This window comes from Streptomyces sp. RerS4, from assembly GCF_023515955.1.
Lineage (GTDB): Bacteria > Actinomycetota > Actinomycetes > Streptomycetales > Streptomycetaceae > Streptomyces.
Map to the genome: position 1 here is coordinate 3,099,381 of NZ_CP097322.1, position 14,157 is coordinate 3,113,537.

The 14,157-nt window shown below is 73.6% G+C and carries 13 protein-coding genes and 1 tRNA gene; 3 read left to right on the top strand and 11 right to left on the bottom strand.

The annotated features are described in order from the left end of the window. The first annotated feature begins 31 nt into the window (after positions 1 to 31). Positions 32 to 3,313 carry a S41 family peptidase gene (locus M4D82_RS14110; protein ID WP_249766382.1) on the top strand — a complete coding sequence of 1,094 codons (3,282 nt, stop codon included), beginning with the start codon at positions 32 to 34 and terminating at the stop codon, positions 3,311 to 3,313. Between the two features lie 123 nt (positions 3,314 to 3,436). Here M4D82_RS14110 and M4D82_RS14115 read toward each other — a convergent pair whose 3' ends face one another. The 4 genes from M4D82_RS14115 to M4D82_RS14130 all read right to left on the bottom strand — a co-directional run bounded on the left by M4D82_RS14115 (position 3,437) and on the right by M4D82_RS14130 (position 7,167). Then, a complete protein-coding gene (locus M4D82_RS14115) occupies positions 3,437 to 3,622 on the bottom strand; it encodes a hypothetical protein (protein ID WP_249766383.1) in 186 nt (61 codons plus the stop codon). A gap of 85 nt (positions 3,623 to 3,707) precedes the next feature. Next, positions 3,708 to 4,592 carry an SDR family oxidoreductase gene (locus M4D82_RS14120; RefSeq protein WP_249766384.1) on the bottom strand — a complete coding sequence of 295 codons (885 nt, stop codon included), beginning with the start codon at positions 4,590 to 4,592 and terminating at the stop codon, positions 3,708 to 3,710. After that, positions 4,589 to 5,530 carry an alpha/beta fold hydrolase gene (locus tag M4D82_RS14125; RefSeq protein ID WP_249766385.1) on the bottom strand — a complete coding sequence of 314 codons (942 nt, stop codon included), beginning with the start codon at positions 5,528 to 5,530 and terminating at the stop codon, positions 4,589 to 4,591. The genes M4D82_RS14120 and M4D82_RS14125 overlap by 4 nt, the downstream gene beginning before the upstream one ends. Continuing rightward, positions 5,527 to 7,167, bottom strand: a complete 1,641-nt coding sequence (locus tag M4D82_RS14130) for a flavin-containing monooxygenase (protein WP_249766386.1) — start codon at positions 7,165 to 7,167, stop codon at positions 5,527 to 5,529. Before M4D82_RS14130 ends, M4D82_RS14125 begins: the two co-directional genes overlap by 4 nt. A gap of 207 nt (positions 7,168 to 7,374) precedes the next feature. Here M4D82_RS14130 and M4D82_RS14135 point away from each other — a divergent pair, with 207 nt between their 5' ends. Further along, entirely contained in the window at positions 7,375 to 8,043 is a 669-nt protein-coding gene (locus M4D82_RS14135) for a MerR family transcriptional regulator (RefSeq protein ID WP_249771795.1), read from the top strand. Here the strand turns inward: M4D82_RS14135 and M4D82_RS14140 are convergent. Further along, complete coding sequence (locus tag M4D82_RS14140) at positions 8,025 to 8,828, bottom strand: exodeoxyribonuclease III (RefSeq protein ID WP_249766387.1); 804 nt, start codon at positions 8,826 to 8,828, stop codon at positions 8,025 to 8,027. The genes M4D82_RS14135 and M4D82_RS14140 overlap by 19 nt on opposite strands. 38 nt (positions 8,829 to 8,866) lie before the next feature. On the opposite strand from M4D82_RS14140, the gene M4D82_RS14145 reads away from it, so the two are divergent. Then, the gene (locus tag M4D82_RS14145) at positions 8,867 to 9,361 is read left to right on the top strand and encodes a GNAT family N-acetyltransferase (RefSeq protein ID WP_249766388.1); all 495 of its coding nucleotides are present in this window, start codon (positions 8,867 to 8,869) and stop codon (positions 9,359 to 9,361) included. A 95-nt stretch (positions 9,362 to 9,456) separates the two neighbouring features. Here the strand turns inward: M4D82_RS14145 and M4D82_RS14150 are convergent, their stop codons facing one another. The 6 genes from M4D82_RS14150 to moaC all read right to left on the bottom strand — a co-directional run bounded on the left by M4D82_RS14150 (position 9,457) and on the right by moaC (position 14,100). Beyond that, positions 9,457 to 10,812 (bottom strand): CoA transferase, encoded by a 1,356-nt coding sequence (locus M4D82_RS14150; protein WP_249766389.1) that lies wholly within the window; start codon positions 10,810 to 10,812, stop codon positions 9,457 to 9,459. Positions 10,813 to 10,921: 109 nt separating this feature from the next. Beyond that, positions 10,922 to 10,995: transfer RNA gene (locus tag M4D82_RS14155), tRNA-Ala, on the bottom strand. A gap of 127 nt (positions 10,996 to 11,122) precedes the next feature. Beyond that, on the bottom strand, positions 11,123 to 12,172 hold the full coding sequence (sepX, locus tag M4D82_RS14160; RefSeq protein WP_249766390.1) for a divisome protein SepX/GlpR: 1,050 nt from the start codon (positions 12,170 to 12,172) through the stop codon (positions 11,123 to 11,125). A 154-nt stretch (positions 12,173 to 12,326) separates the two neighbouring features. Then, positions 12,327 to 12,953, bottom strand: a complete 627-nt coding sequence (locus tag M4D82_RS14165) for a GNAT family N-acetyltransferase (RefSeq protein ID WP_249766391.1) — start codon at positions 12,951 to 12,953, stop codon at positions 12,327 to 12,329. Positions 12,954 to 12,970: 17 nt separating this feature from the next. Further along, a complete protein-coding gene (locus M4D82_RS14170) occupies positions 12,971 to 13,624 on the bottom strand; it encodes a MogA/MoaB family molybdenum cofactor biosynthesis protein (RefSeq protein WP_502988925.1) in 654 nt (217 codons plus the stop codon). Then, a complete protein-coding gene (gene moaC, locus M4D82_RS14175; RefSeq protein ID WP_249766392.1) occupies positions 13,621 to 14,100 on the bottom strand; it encodes a cyclic pyranopterin monophosphate synthase MoaC in 480 nt (159 codons plus the stop codon). The genes M4D82_RS14170 and moaC overlap by 4 nt, the downstream gene beginning before the upstream one ends. Between the last annotated feature and the right edge of the window lie 57 nt (positions 14,101 to 14,157).

The following is a 14,157-nucleotide window of genomic DNA, read 5'->3' on the forward strand; positions in this document are numbered from 1 at the left end:
CGCGCCCCCCTCACGCGGAAAGCATTGGGGGGTGAGTCACGACGTCGCGTACCTCCGCTTCCCGCACCTGCACGACGACCTGCTGTGCTTCGCCACCGAGGACGACCTCTGGGTCGCCCCGCTCGTCCCCGAGGGCCACACCCCCGGCCGCGCCTGGCGGATCACCGTCGACCGGACCCGGGTCGGCCACCCCCGGTTCTCCCCGGACGGACGACACATCGCCTTCACCACCTGGCGCAGCCTCGACCCGGAGATCCACCTCGCCCCCGTCGACGGCGGCCCCGCCCGCCGGCTCAGCTACTGGGGCGCCACCGACACCCGCGTCTGTGGCTGGACCCCGCCCGACGAGGACGGCCGCAGCGACATCCTCGCCGTCTCCTCGCACGGCCAGCCCTTCTCCTACTTCTCCTGGGCCTACAGCCTGCCCACCGACGGCAGCCCCGGCGGCCGCCTGCCCTGGGGCCCGGTCTCCGACATCGCCGTCCACGACGGACCCGACGGCGAACGCCGCACCCTGCTGCTCACCGGCAAACCCCCGCACGAGCCCGCCGCCTGGAAGCGCTACCGCGGCGGCGCCACCGGCCGGCTGTGGCTGCACGGGCAGCGACTCCTGGAGGACATCGAGGGCCACCTCGACGCGCCGATGTTCGTCGCCGGACGCATCGCCTTCCTCTCCGACCACGAAGGCGTCGGCAACCTCTACTCCTGCCTGCCCGACGGCGGCGATCTGCGGCGCCACACCGACCACGACGAGTTCTACGCCCGGCACGCCTCCAGCGACGGCTCCCGGATCGTCTACCAGTGCGCGGGCGACATCTGGCTGGTCGACTCCCTCGCCCCCGACGCCCTGCCCCGCAAGCTCCCCGTCCGCCTCGGCGGCCCGCGCGCGGGGCGGCGTACGTACCAGGTGCCGGCCGCCAGCCACGTCGACTCGCTGTCCGTCGACACCACCGGGCGGGCCAGCGCCGTCATCGTGCGCGGCAGCCTCTACTGGCTCACCCACCGCGACGGCCCCGCCCGTACCATCGCCGACACGCCCGGCGTACGGGTGCGCCTGCCGGAGATGCTCGGCGGCGGCGGCCAGATCGCCTACGTCACCGACGCCGAGGGCGAGGACGCGATCGAGATCGCCTACCTCCCGCGCGCCTCCGGCGACCGCGAGCCGCGCCGGCTGGCCTCCGGAGCACTGGGCCGCGTACTGGAACTGCTCTCCGACCCCGACGGGGAACGCCTCGCCGTCGCCTCCGACGACGGACGCCTCCTGCTCCTCGACGCGACGGAGGAGTCCGACGGCGAGGTGACCGAGCTGATCCGGTCCATCAACGGACCCGTCACCGACCTCGCCTTCTCCCCCGACGGCTGCTGGCTGACCTGGTCCCACCCGGGGGTCGGCCGATCGCTGCGCCAGATCAAGATGGCCAGGATCTCCGGCCCGGGTCCCCGGACCGTCGTCGACGTCACCAACGGCCGCTTCGACGACGAGAGCCCCGTCTTCACCCGCGACGGCCGCTACCTCGCCTTCCTGTCGTGGCGCGGATTCGACCCCGTGTACGACGTCCACACCGGCGACATGTCGTTCCCGCTCGGCTGCCGCCCGTACCTGGTGCCGCTCTCCTCGGCCACGCCCTCCCCCTTCGCCTTCACCCCCGACGGCCGCCCCGCCGCCGGCGGACTCGACCCCGTGGAGGGCGAGTCCGGCGAGGGCGACGGCTCGGTGACCGTCGAGGTCGAGGGCCTGGAGAGCCGGGTGACGCCGTTCCCGGTGACGGCGTCGAAGTACTCGGCCCTCCACCCGGTCAGCGGCGGCGGCCTCGTGTGGCTGCGCTGGCCCATCTCGGGCGCGCTCGGCGAGACCTTCGCCAACCCGGCCGACACCAGCGGCAAGCCGACCCTGGAACACTTCGACATCTCCAAGGCCCGCAAGAGCGAACTGGCCTCCGGCCTGGACTGGTTCGCGGTCAGCGGCGACGGCACCCGCCTCGTCCTCAACGACGACGGCGACCTGCGCGCCGTCCCCTCGACCGAATCCGGCGACGGCGACTCCACCGTCTACCTCGACCTGCGGCGCATCCTGCACGAGGTGGACCCCGCCGCCGAATGGCGCCAGGCCTACGAGGAGGCCGGCCGGATCATCCGCGCCTACTTCTGGGAGCCGAAGATGTGCGGCATCGACTGGGACGGCGTGCTGCGCCAGTACCGCCCCCTGGTCGAACGGGTCGCCTCGCCCGACGAGTTCGCCGACCTGCTGCGCGAGGTCCTCGGCGAACTGGGCACCTCGCACGCCTACGTCTCCCCCGCCCGCCGCAACGAGGGCCCGCCCCACTACCAGCGGGCGATCGGCCTGCTCGGCGCGAACCTCGTGTGCCGCGACGGGGCGTGGATGGTCAAGCGCATCCTGCCCGGCGAGTCCTCCGACTCCAAGGCCCGCTCCCCGCTCGCCGGCACCGGCATCCGCGAGGGCGCGATCCTCACGCACGTCGACGGCCGACCCGTGGACCCGGTGGCCGGCCCGTACCCGCTGCTGTCGGCGGCCGGGGGCACCACCGTCGAGCTGACGTTCCAGCCGGCGGAGGCCGAGGGCCACGCCCGACGGGTCGCGGTCGTACCGCTCATCGACGAACGGCCGCTGCGCTACCAGGACTGGGTGTCGAAGCGGCGCGCGGTGGTCCGCGAATTGAGCGGCGGCCGCTGCGGCTACCTGCACATCCCCGACATGGGCGGCTCCGGCTGGGCGCAGTTCAACCGCGACCTGCGCCTGGAGGTCTCCCGGCCCGCCCTGATCGTGGACGTGCGCGGCAACGCGGGCGGGCACATCAGCGAACTGGTCGTGGAGAAGCTCACCCGCTCGATCCTCGGCTGGGACCTGACGCGCGGCGCGCAGCCCGTCTCCTACGCCTCCAACGCGCCCCGGGGCCCGATCGTGGCGCTTGCCGACGAGGCGACGTCCTCCGACGGGGACATGATCACGGCCGCGTTCAAGCTGCTGGGGCTGGGCCCGGTGGTGGGCCAGCGCACCTGGGGCGGGGTGGTCGGGATGACCGGCCGGCACACCCTGGGCGACGGCACGGTGATCACGGTGCCGATGAACGCGGCGTGGTTCCCGGAGTACGGGTGGTCCGTCGAGAACCACGGCGTGGAGCCGGACCTCGCGATCCTGCGCACGCCCCTCGACTGGGCGGAGGGACGGTACGGGCAGCTCGACGACGCCGTGCACCTGGCGCTGGAGCTGCTGGAACAGGACCCGGCGGCGATCCCGCCCGGCTACACGGACGTCCCGGACCTCCGCCGCCCGAAGCTGCCTCCGAGACCCTAGGGCCGGACTGACTCCGTGCACCGTATGACGTACACCGCACTACGTACGGCGTACGTCATACACGAAGGGGCGCGACCCGGTGTTCCGGGTCGCGCCCTCGGCGTTTCGGCGGCCGTGCGCGCGTCAGTCGTCGAAGGTGTCGTCGAAGGTCTCGCGCACCTTCTGTCCCTTGGGCGGGGCCGTCGCCGCCAGGCGCTCGCCGGCCTCCGGCGCGCGCTCGGTCGTGCGGTCCCCCGCGCCGGCGGCCGCTTCCTCGGCCCTCCGCGCGAGTTGCTCCGCCTTCGCCTGGAACTGGTCCCTCAGACCCATGCTGCTCCCTCCTGAAGGGGTGTCGGGGCGTGGCCCGACCAGCCTGGCACGAGGCGACATTCCACGCATTTCGACCATTCGGCGGCTACACCGGCCGCGCCCGTTCCTGCTCGTCGGCCGCCCCGCCCGCGCCCACAAGTCCCGTGGAGACACTCGCGAGTCGAGGCTCGAACCGCTTCATCTCGCGCTTGCCCGCCGCCGCGATGATCCCCGGCAGGTAACCCCGCGTCCCCTGCATGCCGCGCAGCCACCACTGCGCGTACACGTGCGGCGAGCGCCGTTCGATGCCGGCCACGATCCGCTCGACGGCCGGCCCCAGCGGGTAGGTGCGGTTCGAGGGCCACGGCAACCGCTGCCGCAACTCGCGCATGACGTCGTTCTCGTCCGCACCGCGCACCATGTCGGTGTCGGTCCAGGAGAGGTAGCCGACGCCCACCTTGACGCCCTTGTACCCGACCTCCGCGCGCAGACAGTGCGCGAAGGCCTCGACGCCGGACTTGGAGGCGCAGTAGGCGGTCATCATCGGCGCCGGTGTGATCGCCGCTAGCGAGGCGATCTGGAGGAAGTAGCCGCGGCTCTCGGTCAGCACGGGCAGGAAGGCACGGGCGGTGACGGCCCCGCCGATCAGGTTGACCTCGATCACGCGCCGCCAGGCCACGGGATCGGAGTCGGCGAACGGCCCGCCGGCGGCGACGCCCGCGTTGGCGACGACGACGTCCACCTTCCCGAAACGCTCCTTGACCTCCCGCGCGACCCGGGCCATCGCCTCGTGGTCGGTGACGTCGGCGTGCCAGTGGTCGCTGTCGGTGTGCAGCCGTTCGGAGACCTCCTTGAGGGCCTCCGGCTCCAGGCCGACCAGCGCGACCCGGGCGCCGCGCGCCGACAGTTTGCGGGCGAGCAGTTCGCCGACGCCGCGCGCCGCTCCGGTGACGACGGCGACCTGGCCTTCCAGACTCCTGCGAGGACTCACGCGGTCTTCTCCTTCTCGGGGGCGGGCAGGTACACGGCGGTCAGTTCCCGGATGGCGGCGGTGACGGCCTCCGGCGCCTCGACGGGGGTCATGTGCCCCGCGCCGGTGATTTCGGTCAGCCCCACGCATCGCGGCAGGGCGGCGGCGATGCGGCGGGCGTGCGTGATCGGCGTGAGCCGGTCGACGCGCCCCGCCAGCACGGCGGTGGGCAGGGTCAGCCGCGCGAGCCCGGCGTCCAGGTCGAGTCCCGCCAGGACGCGCGACCAGGCATGCCGCACCGCCGGCGGGCAGGCGTGCACGATGCGGGCGCAGGCCTCCACCCGTTCGGGTGCCGAACCGGGGGCCATCGTCGCGTACTTGAGCACCGCTCGCGTGACGGGTGTGACGGGCCCCAGCGGAGCGCGGCTGCCGACGACGGCCGAGGTGATACGGGTCCTCGCGCGCCCCGCGCGCAGCGGCAGCACGGTCGACTCGGCGACCAGACGCGAGCTGCCGGTGCTGCACAGCAGGGCGGCCGCGGCGTGCTCGGTGAACTCGGGGCGCCCGGCCGCGGCCATCACCGTCATGCCGCCCATGGAGTGCCCGGCGACGACGGCCCGCTCGCCGGGGGCGAGGGTGGCCTTCAGCACGGCGACCAGGTCGTCGGCGAGGGCGGTGGTGCTGTACCCGGCCGATCCGCCGGCCGGGGCGGCGGGGCTACGGCCGTGGCCGCGCTGGTCGTAGGCGATGACGCGGTGGTCGGCGGCCAGTTCCCGGATCTGCGCGGCCCAGAAGGCGGTGGAGCAGGTCCAGCCGTGGGACAGGACGACGGCCGGGGCGCCTTCGCGGCCGTGGACCTCCACGTGCAGGCGGGCCCCGTCGGCGGATACGGCGATCGATTCGCGTTCCGCGACCGGGGGTGCGTAGCGGCCGGAGGTGACGTGCGCGGGCCGCCTCACGCGGCGCCCTCCTCGGCGGGGGCCTTGGCGGAGGCCTTCGCGACGGCCTCGGCGGGCGCGGGCACGGCGGCCGCCGCCGCGTGGACCGGCTCGCGACGCCGCACCACCTCGTACTCGGACAGGTCCACGTTCCGCGTCTCCTTGCGGAACTCCCCCGTCGTGCCCGGCCAGACGGTGGTGTTGCGGCCCTGCGCGTCGAGGTACCAGCTGGTGCAGCCGCCGGTGTTCCAGACGGTCCGTTCCATCCGGGCCTGGACCTGACGGTTCCAGTGGTTGACGGCGGAGGGCCGCACCGCGAGGGCGGTCCGCCCGCGCGCGCCGCCGCCGTCCAGGACGGAGAGCTGACGCAGGTAGTCGGCCATGTAGTTCAGCTGGGACTCGATCATGAGGATCATCGAGCTGTTCCCGAGTCCGGTGTTCGGGCCGATGATCGTCATCCAGTTGGGGAAGCCGGCTGCGGTCGCCCCGCGCAGTGCCTGCATCCCGTCCTTCCATGCCTCGGCGAGGGTGCGGCCGTCGGCGCCCACGACCCGGTCGGCGATGGGCATGTCGGTGACGTGGAACCCGGTGCCGAGGATGATCGCGTCGACCTCGGCCTCCGTGCCGTCGGCGGCGACGAGGACCGAGCCCCTGACCTCCCGCAGCCCGGAGGCCACCACGTCCACGTCGGGTCGGGCCAGCGCCGGGTAGTACTCGCTGGACAGCAGGATCCGCTTGCAGCCGATCCGGTACGAGGGCGTCAGCTTCGCCCGCAGCTCGGGATCTTTGATCGAACGCGCCATATTGGCCTTGGCCAGCGATTCGACGAGCCCCAGCCGGCCGGGGTGCTTGGTGAACGCGCTCACCTGGAGCTCGCGGATCCCCCACAGCGCCCCGCGCCGCGCCGCCCGCGTGAAGGGCAGTTGGCGGTGCAGCCAGCGCTCGACGGCGCTGATCGCCCGGTCGGTGCGCGGCATGACCCACGGCGGGGTGCGCTGGAAGAGCGTCAGGCGCTCCACGTCGGGGGCGATGGCGGGCACGATCTGGATCGCGGAGGCACCCGTGCCGATCATGGCGACGCGCTTGCCGCGCAGGTCGTAGTCGTGGTCCCAGCGCGCCGAGTGGAAGACCTTGCCGGGGAAGTCGGCGAGACCGGGGATGTCGGGCATCTTCGGGTCGGACAACGGACCGGTGGCGGAGACGACCACGTCGGCGGTCAGGTCGCCGGCGGAGGTCTCGATCTCCCAGCGCAGTTCCCGTTCGTCCCACCGCATCATCCGGACCTCGTGGCGCAGGCGGATGTGCGGGCGCAGCCCGAAGGTGTCGGCGACGTGCTCCAGGTACTCCCGGATGGCCGGCTGCCCGGAGAAGGTGCGGGGCCAGTCGGGGTTGGGGGCGAAGGAGAAGGAGTAGAGGTGGGACGGCACGTCGCAGGCGCATCCCGGATAGCTGTTGTCACGCCAGGTGCCGCCGACGGAGTCGGCCCGTTCCAGGACCACGAAGTCCGTGATCCCCTCGCGGCGCAGCCGCACGGCCGCGCCGAGCCCGCCGAAGCCGGACCCGATCACCGCCACCCGTACGTGCTCACGCCCGTCCGCATCGCCGGCCCTCCCGGCCCTCCCGGCCTTGCCCGCCTTGCCGTCCCCGCCGCTGCCCATGCCCGCCGCCTTCCGCCGTCGCAGTCGTCCCAGCCACCACATCCGCAACACTGCCAGCAATCACTGGCACAATCGGGAGAGTAGAGCAGGCCCGTACCCATGGGTAGGGGTCGCGCCCGGAAAGTTACTGCGGGTACGGCCTAGGCTGCCGGTGTGGCGGACGAGGCGACGACGACGGAGGCAGGCGGGGCTGTGCGCGAATACCGGATGGAGGAACTGGCCGAGGCGGCCGGCATCCCCGTGCGCACCCTGCGCTTCTACCGCGAACGCAAGCTCCTGCCGCCGCCCCGCCGCGAGGGCCGCATCGCCTGGTACGACGACCACCACCTCGCCCGGCTGCGCACCATAGCCGCCCTCCTCGAACGCGGCCACACCCTCGGCGGCATCGCCGAACTCACCGCCGCCTTCGAAAGCGGCCGCGACGTCAGCCAGCTCGGCGAGCTGCTCGGCATCGGCTGGTCGGAGGAGACCCCGGTACGGCTGACCCCCGAGGCCCTCGCCGACCACTTCGAGGGCGAGGTCACCCCGGAGAACCTGGCGGCCTCCCTCGACCTCGGCTACATCGCCACCGACGGCGACGCGATCGTCCACGTCAGCCGCCGCCTCCTGGAGGTCTCCTCGGCGCTGGTCCGCGAGGGCGTCCCGCTCGCGGCGGTCCTGGAGGCGGGCCGCCGCGTCCGCGAGCACGCGGACGCGCTCGCGGCCCTGTTCACCGAGCTGATCACGACCCACATCGACGAGGACGACGAGGTCGCGGTGGCGCGCCTGCGCCCCCTGGCGAAGAGCGTGGTCGAGGCGGAACTCACGATGGCGATGGACCGCCTGCACCAGCAGCGGCCACACCGGCGGCCCCCGACTCAGACGACCGACTCGTAGACCACCGTCACCGGCGCGTGGTCGGACCACCGCTCCGGGTGCGTCTCGGCCCGCTCCACCACCGCCTTGACGGCCCTCGCGGCCAGCCCCGGCGTCGCGACCTGGAGGTCGATGCGCCATCCGGCGTCGTTGTCGAAGGCGCGGCCCCGGTAGGACCACCACGAGTACGGGCCCTCCGTGTCCGGGTGCAGCCCGCGCACCACGTCGACGTAGCCGGCCTCGCCGTACACCCGGCCGAGCCACTCCCGCTCCTCCGGCAGGAAGCCGGCGTTCTTGCGGTTGGTCTTCCAGTTCTTGAGGTCGACCTCCTGGTGGCAGATGTTCCAGTCACCGCACACCACGACCTCCCGCCCGTCGGAGGCGGCCCGCGCCTTCAGCTCCCGCAGGTAGTCCAGGAACTCGACCATGAACCGGTACTTCTCGTCCTGCTTCGCCGTGCCCGCCTCGCCCGACGGCAAGTACAGGCTGGCCACGGTCACACCGGGCAGGTCGACCTCGATGTAGCGCCCGCTCGCGTCGAACTCGTCGCTCCCGAACCCCACCCGCACCGCCTCCGGCGCCCGCCGCGTGTACAGCGCCACCCCGGCCCGTCCCTTGGCGGCGGCCGGCGCGAACACCGTGTGCCAGCCCTCGGGCTCCCGCGCCTCGACCGGAATCTGCGCCTCCTCGGCGCGCACCTCCTGGAGGCAGACGACGTCGGCGTCGGATCCCGCGAGCCACTCGACGAAGCCCTTCTTCGCGGCGGCGCGGATCCCATTCACATTCACGGAGGTCACGGTGAGCATCCCCGCACCATAGCCGCACCGTTCCGTACGCTATTCGAATGTCTCACGGTATAAACATCCGCGCCGTGCCGTACGACCACCCCGACGCGGTCAAGCTCGAAGCCCAGGTCCAGGTCGAGTACCAGATCCGCTACGCGGGCGAGGGCGACGCCACGTACCTCGACCCGGCGATGTTCGACCCGCCGAACGGCCTCTACCTCCTCGCCTACGACGCCACGGAGACCGCCGTGGCCAGCGGAGGCTGGCGCCGCCAGGACCAGAACGACGAGGGCTACTCGGACGGCGACGCCGAGCTGAAGCGCATGTACGTGATACCCGAGGCCCGCGGCACGGGCCTGGCCCGCCGCATCCTCGCCGAACTGGAGGCCGACGCCCGCGCGGCCGGCCGCACCCGCATGGTCCTCGAAACCGGCGACCAGCAGCCGGAGGCCATCGCGCTGTACCTGTCCTCGGGCTACGCCATGTCCGAGAAGTTCGGCTACTACCGCCTCTACGACTCCAGCCGCTGCATGGCCAAGCCCCTCCACCCCTGACCCACCAGCGCCCCGTCGGCCCCGGAAACCACCCGGGGCCGAACGACGCACCGACGCACCGACGGGTCGGAACTCAGCAGCCAGAGCGCACCCGCTCAGCGCTCCCGCCACTCCGGCCGGTCGGTCCCCCACCGCGACGGCCCCCGCTCCCACTCCCCGAAGGGGCTCGCCGCATACCGCAGCGCCCCGTACGCGCTGTCCCGCTCCCGCAACCACGCCCCCGCCTCGTACTCCGCCGGCTCGACGGCTTCGGCCGCGTCGGCCCCCGCCCCCTCCGGCTGCGCCGCGAGGTCCCGGACCAGCCACGAGGCCGTCCCCGCGAGGGAGTACCGCAGCAGCCGCCCGCCTCCCTCCGCGAGCGCGCGCAGCACGCCGGCCGCCATCAGGTAGCCCGTCCCGTGGTCCAGTGCCTGCGCCGGCAGCACGCCCGGACGGTCGTCCTCCGCGCAGGCGGCGGAGATCCCGTAGCCCGCCTGCACCAGCGAGTCGAAGCCCCGCCGGCCGGCCCACGGACCCCACTCCCGCCACCCCCACGCGCACAGCTCGGCCACGACCAGGTGCGGCCGGCGCTCCAGCAGTTGTTCCCCGCCCAGGCCGAAGCGCTCCAGCGCCCCCGGCCGGTACCCCGACACCACCACGTCGGCGCCGTCCAGCAGCCCCTCGAACACCGCCCGATCGCCGGGGTCGGCGAGGTCCAGCAGCGCCGAGCGCTTCCCGAAGCCGGTGTCGGCGTACGCGTCGTCCGCCTCCGGCAGCCCCGGCGCGTCGATCCGCAGCACGTCCGCGCCCAGCACGCCCAGGGTCCGGGTGGCGACGGGGCCGGCGATGACCCGGGTCAGGTCCAGGACCCGTACCCCCGACGCGGGCAGCGGCCCGGCCGGCAGCGCGAGCACCCGCCCGTCCCCGGCGCCCACGCCCTGGACCGTCTCCACCAACGGCTGCGGCGCCCCGTACTCCGCCGCGACGGCGACGGCCAGCCCGCCCGCCGCGTAGACGCGCTCCTGCACCTCGACCGCGCCGAGCCCGGCGAGCGCACTACGTACAGCGTCCGCAGTTCCGGGCACGCCCAATGCCCGTACGAGCGCCGCCTCGTGGTGGGGGTAGTTGGCGTGGGTCCGCACCCAGCCGTCGGCGGCCCGCCAGAACCCCGACAGCGGCGCGAACGACACCGGCGCCCGCCCCTCGATCCGCAGATGCCGCTCGCTCACGAACGCCGTGGCCACGGCCCCCTCGTCCACCACCACGGGCCCGGCCGGCTCACCGCCCGCCCGTACGGCGCCCAGCTCCGCCGCCGCCAGCGCGCACACCCCCACGGTCGCCCGCGCCAACTCCTGCACGGGCAACAGGCTCTCCAGCCCGGCCGCCCCCCGGTAGCGCACCCGCCCGACCGATTCCGCCGCCCCGCCCAGCGCGTCCCACGCCCAGGCCGTCCCACCGTCATGGCTCGTCATACGATCATTCTGACGCCGCATCACCCCCACAACGCAAAGATCCCGCCCGGTCTTTCGACCGGACGGGATCTTGTGACGTCCACGGGAGCTACCCGCGAACTGTCGTCTGTGGACCTGTGGGGATTTGAACCCCAGACCCCCTCGATGCGAACGAGGTGCGCTACCAGACTGCGCCACAGGCCCTTGCGACGTGTGAAACATTAGCATCCCCGCGCCGGTGCTCCAAAACGGGTTCCGGCCGGCGTCCGCGCAGGTCGCGGGCGGCGGGCGGGCGCGGGCACCGGCACCGGCACCGGCACCGGAGGGACGATCACTCGTTCGCGGCGCGCGGGCGGTCGTCGCTCTCGTACTGGTCGAAGAGCGGCGTGCGGCCCCGACCCTGTCCGCGCGGGCGCGGCGGCGCCGGCGGCTTGCCGTCCACCGCCCCTCCCGCCGTACGGTCCGTCGCGCGGTCCGGCTTCGGCACCGACGGCTGGGCGCGCAGGCGGGGGTCCGTCGGCTCGGCGGTGCTGGAACGGGTGGCGCTCCAGCCGTCCGGGGCGACGGGCCCGGTGGCGCGGGGGGCGACGGGGGCCGTCACGTAGGTCGGCAGCGGGACGGGTACGGGCTCCCAGCTGTCGCCGCGCGCCGGTCCGCGCTCCCGTTCGCGCTGCTGGTCCACCCATTCGGCGTGGTCGGTCTGCTCGACGAGCGCGCGCCGACCGGCCTCCTGCGGGGAGACCGGCGGCGCGGGGTCCGGTTCGGCGCCGGCGGGGGTCTCCTCGGGCGCGCGCCGACGCGGGCGGTTCTCGCGGAGGTTGCGGGCGGCGGCCTCGGCGCGGCGCCGGTCCATCGTGAACTCGTAGCGGCGTCGCTCCTGGACGCGCAGGTGCACGATGTACGCGCTGAGCAGCAGCGCCGGCACGGCCGGCGCCCACAGGTAGCGGAAGCCGCCGACGGCGGCGACGATCGCACCGGCGCTGAACGCGAGGAAGAGCAGCGCGGTGGTGCGGCGGCGGCGCGCGAGCACCTGGAGGCGCTGGCGGCGTCGGGCCCGTTCGGCCTCGGCGGCCCTCGGCTCGGCTCTGGTCGGCGGCACGCCGACGGCCCGAACGTCGGCGTCCACGGAATTCACCGTTTCCGTCGTCGCGTCCGGGTCCACGGGGGGCTGGGACTCCGCCTGTTCCTCACCGCGCTCACGCAGCCCCTTGGCGTAACGGCGCTCCATTCCCGCCCGGCCGGAAAGCAGCCGGATGGCGGTGGAGAAGCGTTCCGTCGGACGCGCTTCGTTCAGCTCGTCCTGCCTCCGGAGCCACATGGGCACCAAGTAGGCGGCCCAGGCCCCGACAATGACTGCGTAGATGAGGCCGCTGCTGCTCACACTCCACACCGTAGAGGGGCGCGGCCGAGGGGATCAGCCAATTGGGCCGGTGTGTCGCACGATCCGGCTGATATCACGGACTTTTTTTGTGATTCTTCGGATCAGGGGATCAGGTGACAGGTGAATAGCGGCATCAATTCGAACGCATTTACGATTATCGAGGGTTCGACGGGGATTGCGGCGGACTCGCCTGTCCCCGCGTGCGGTGCCAGCGCCGCAACAGCCCCTCCGGGAGTTCCTCGGCGGTGAGCGCGAAGACCAGGTGGTCGCGCCAGGCTCCGTCGATGTGGAGGTAGCGCGGCCGTAGCCCCTCCTCGCGGAAGCCCAGCTTCTCCACGACCCGCCGGCTGGGGATGTTCTCCGGGCGGATGCACACCTCCATGCGGTGCAGTCCGACCTTCTGGAAGCAGTGGTCCACGGCGAGCGCGACGGCCGTCGGCATCACCCCGCGCCCGGCGACGTCGCGGTCCACCCAGTAGCCGACGTGCGCGGCGCACATCGAGCCCCAGGTGATGCCGGCGACGGTCAGCTGGCCGACCAGGCGTCCCTGGTACTCGATGACGAAGGGCAGCATCCGGCCCGCGTTCGCCTCGGCCCGCAGGTGGCGCACCATCTGCCGGTACGTGGGCCGGTGGATGACCGGCCCCCACGGCGTGGGCGGCGGGATCGTGGCCTCCCAGGGGCGCAGCCAGTCGCGGTTGCGCCGGTTGACCTCCCGCCAGGCCTTCTGGTCGCGCAGCCTTATCGGCCGCAGCGTGACGTCGCCGTCGGTCAGCACCACCGGCCAGGTCGGGCCGTTCAGCTCGGGCTCCCGGGCTCCGCCGACGGTCTGGGGTGGTCGCCGCCGCGGATCTGGTCGACGGCGTGCGGCAGGATCCGGGCCAGGACGGCGAGGCCGTCCTTCACCCCGCCCGTGGAGCCGGGCAGGTTCACGATCAGGGTGTGGCCGGCCACGCCCGCCAGGCCGCGAGAGAGGGCCGCCGTCGGGACCTTGGCCAGACCCTCGGCGCGGATCGCCTGCGGGATGCCGGGGATCTCGTAGTCGAGGACGCGGGCGGTGGCGTCGGGGGTGCGGTCGGTCGGCGAGATGCCGGTGCCGCCGGTGGTCAGGATGACGTCGTAGCCGGCCGCGACGCCCTCGCGCAGGGCTCGCTCGACGGGGTCGCCGTCCGGGACGACCCGCGGGCCGTCCACCGCGAAGCCGAGCTTCTGCAGGGCCTCGGCCAGCAGCGGGCCGCCCTTGTCGGCGTAGACGCCCTGCGAGGCGCGGTTGGAGGCGGTGACCACCAGCCCGCGCCGGGCGGGCGTTGCAGGCGATGCGGACGGGGCGGGCGGCGCGGGCGTTACAGGCGATGCGGACGGGGCAGGCGATGCGGACGGGGCGGCGGCTGCCGCCTCCGGCGCCTCGGGTGCGTGCGCGTGGCTGTGGGCCTCGCCGCCGCGCGGGGTCACCGCCGGCTCCAGTCGCCCGACTTGCCGCCGGTCTTCTCCTCCACCCGGACGTCGGTGATGACCGCGCCCTTGTCGACCGCCTTGACCATGTCGATGACGGTGAGCCCGGCGACGGCGACGGCGGTCAGCGCCTCCATCTCGACGCCCGTGCGGTCGGTGGTCTTCACGGTGGCGAGGATCTCGACGGCCTCGTCGGTCACCGACAGCTCGACCTTGACGCCGGACACCGCGAGCGGGTGACACAGCGGGATCAGGTCGGGGGTCTTCTTGGCGCCCATGATCCCGGCGATCCGCGCGGTGGCGAGGGCGTCGCCCTTCGGCACGCCCTCGCCGCGCAGCAACTCGATGACCTGTGACGAGACGAGGACGCGTCCGCTGGCGCGGGCCGTACGGGTGGTGACGTCCTTCTCGGATACGTCGACCATCCGGGCCGCGCCCGCCTCGTCGATGTGCGTCAGCCTGCTCTGCGTACTCATGTCGTCGTGCCGCTCCCGCTCCGGGCCCCTGGAGCCTCGGGGCCTGTGGAGCAACAC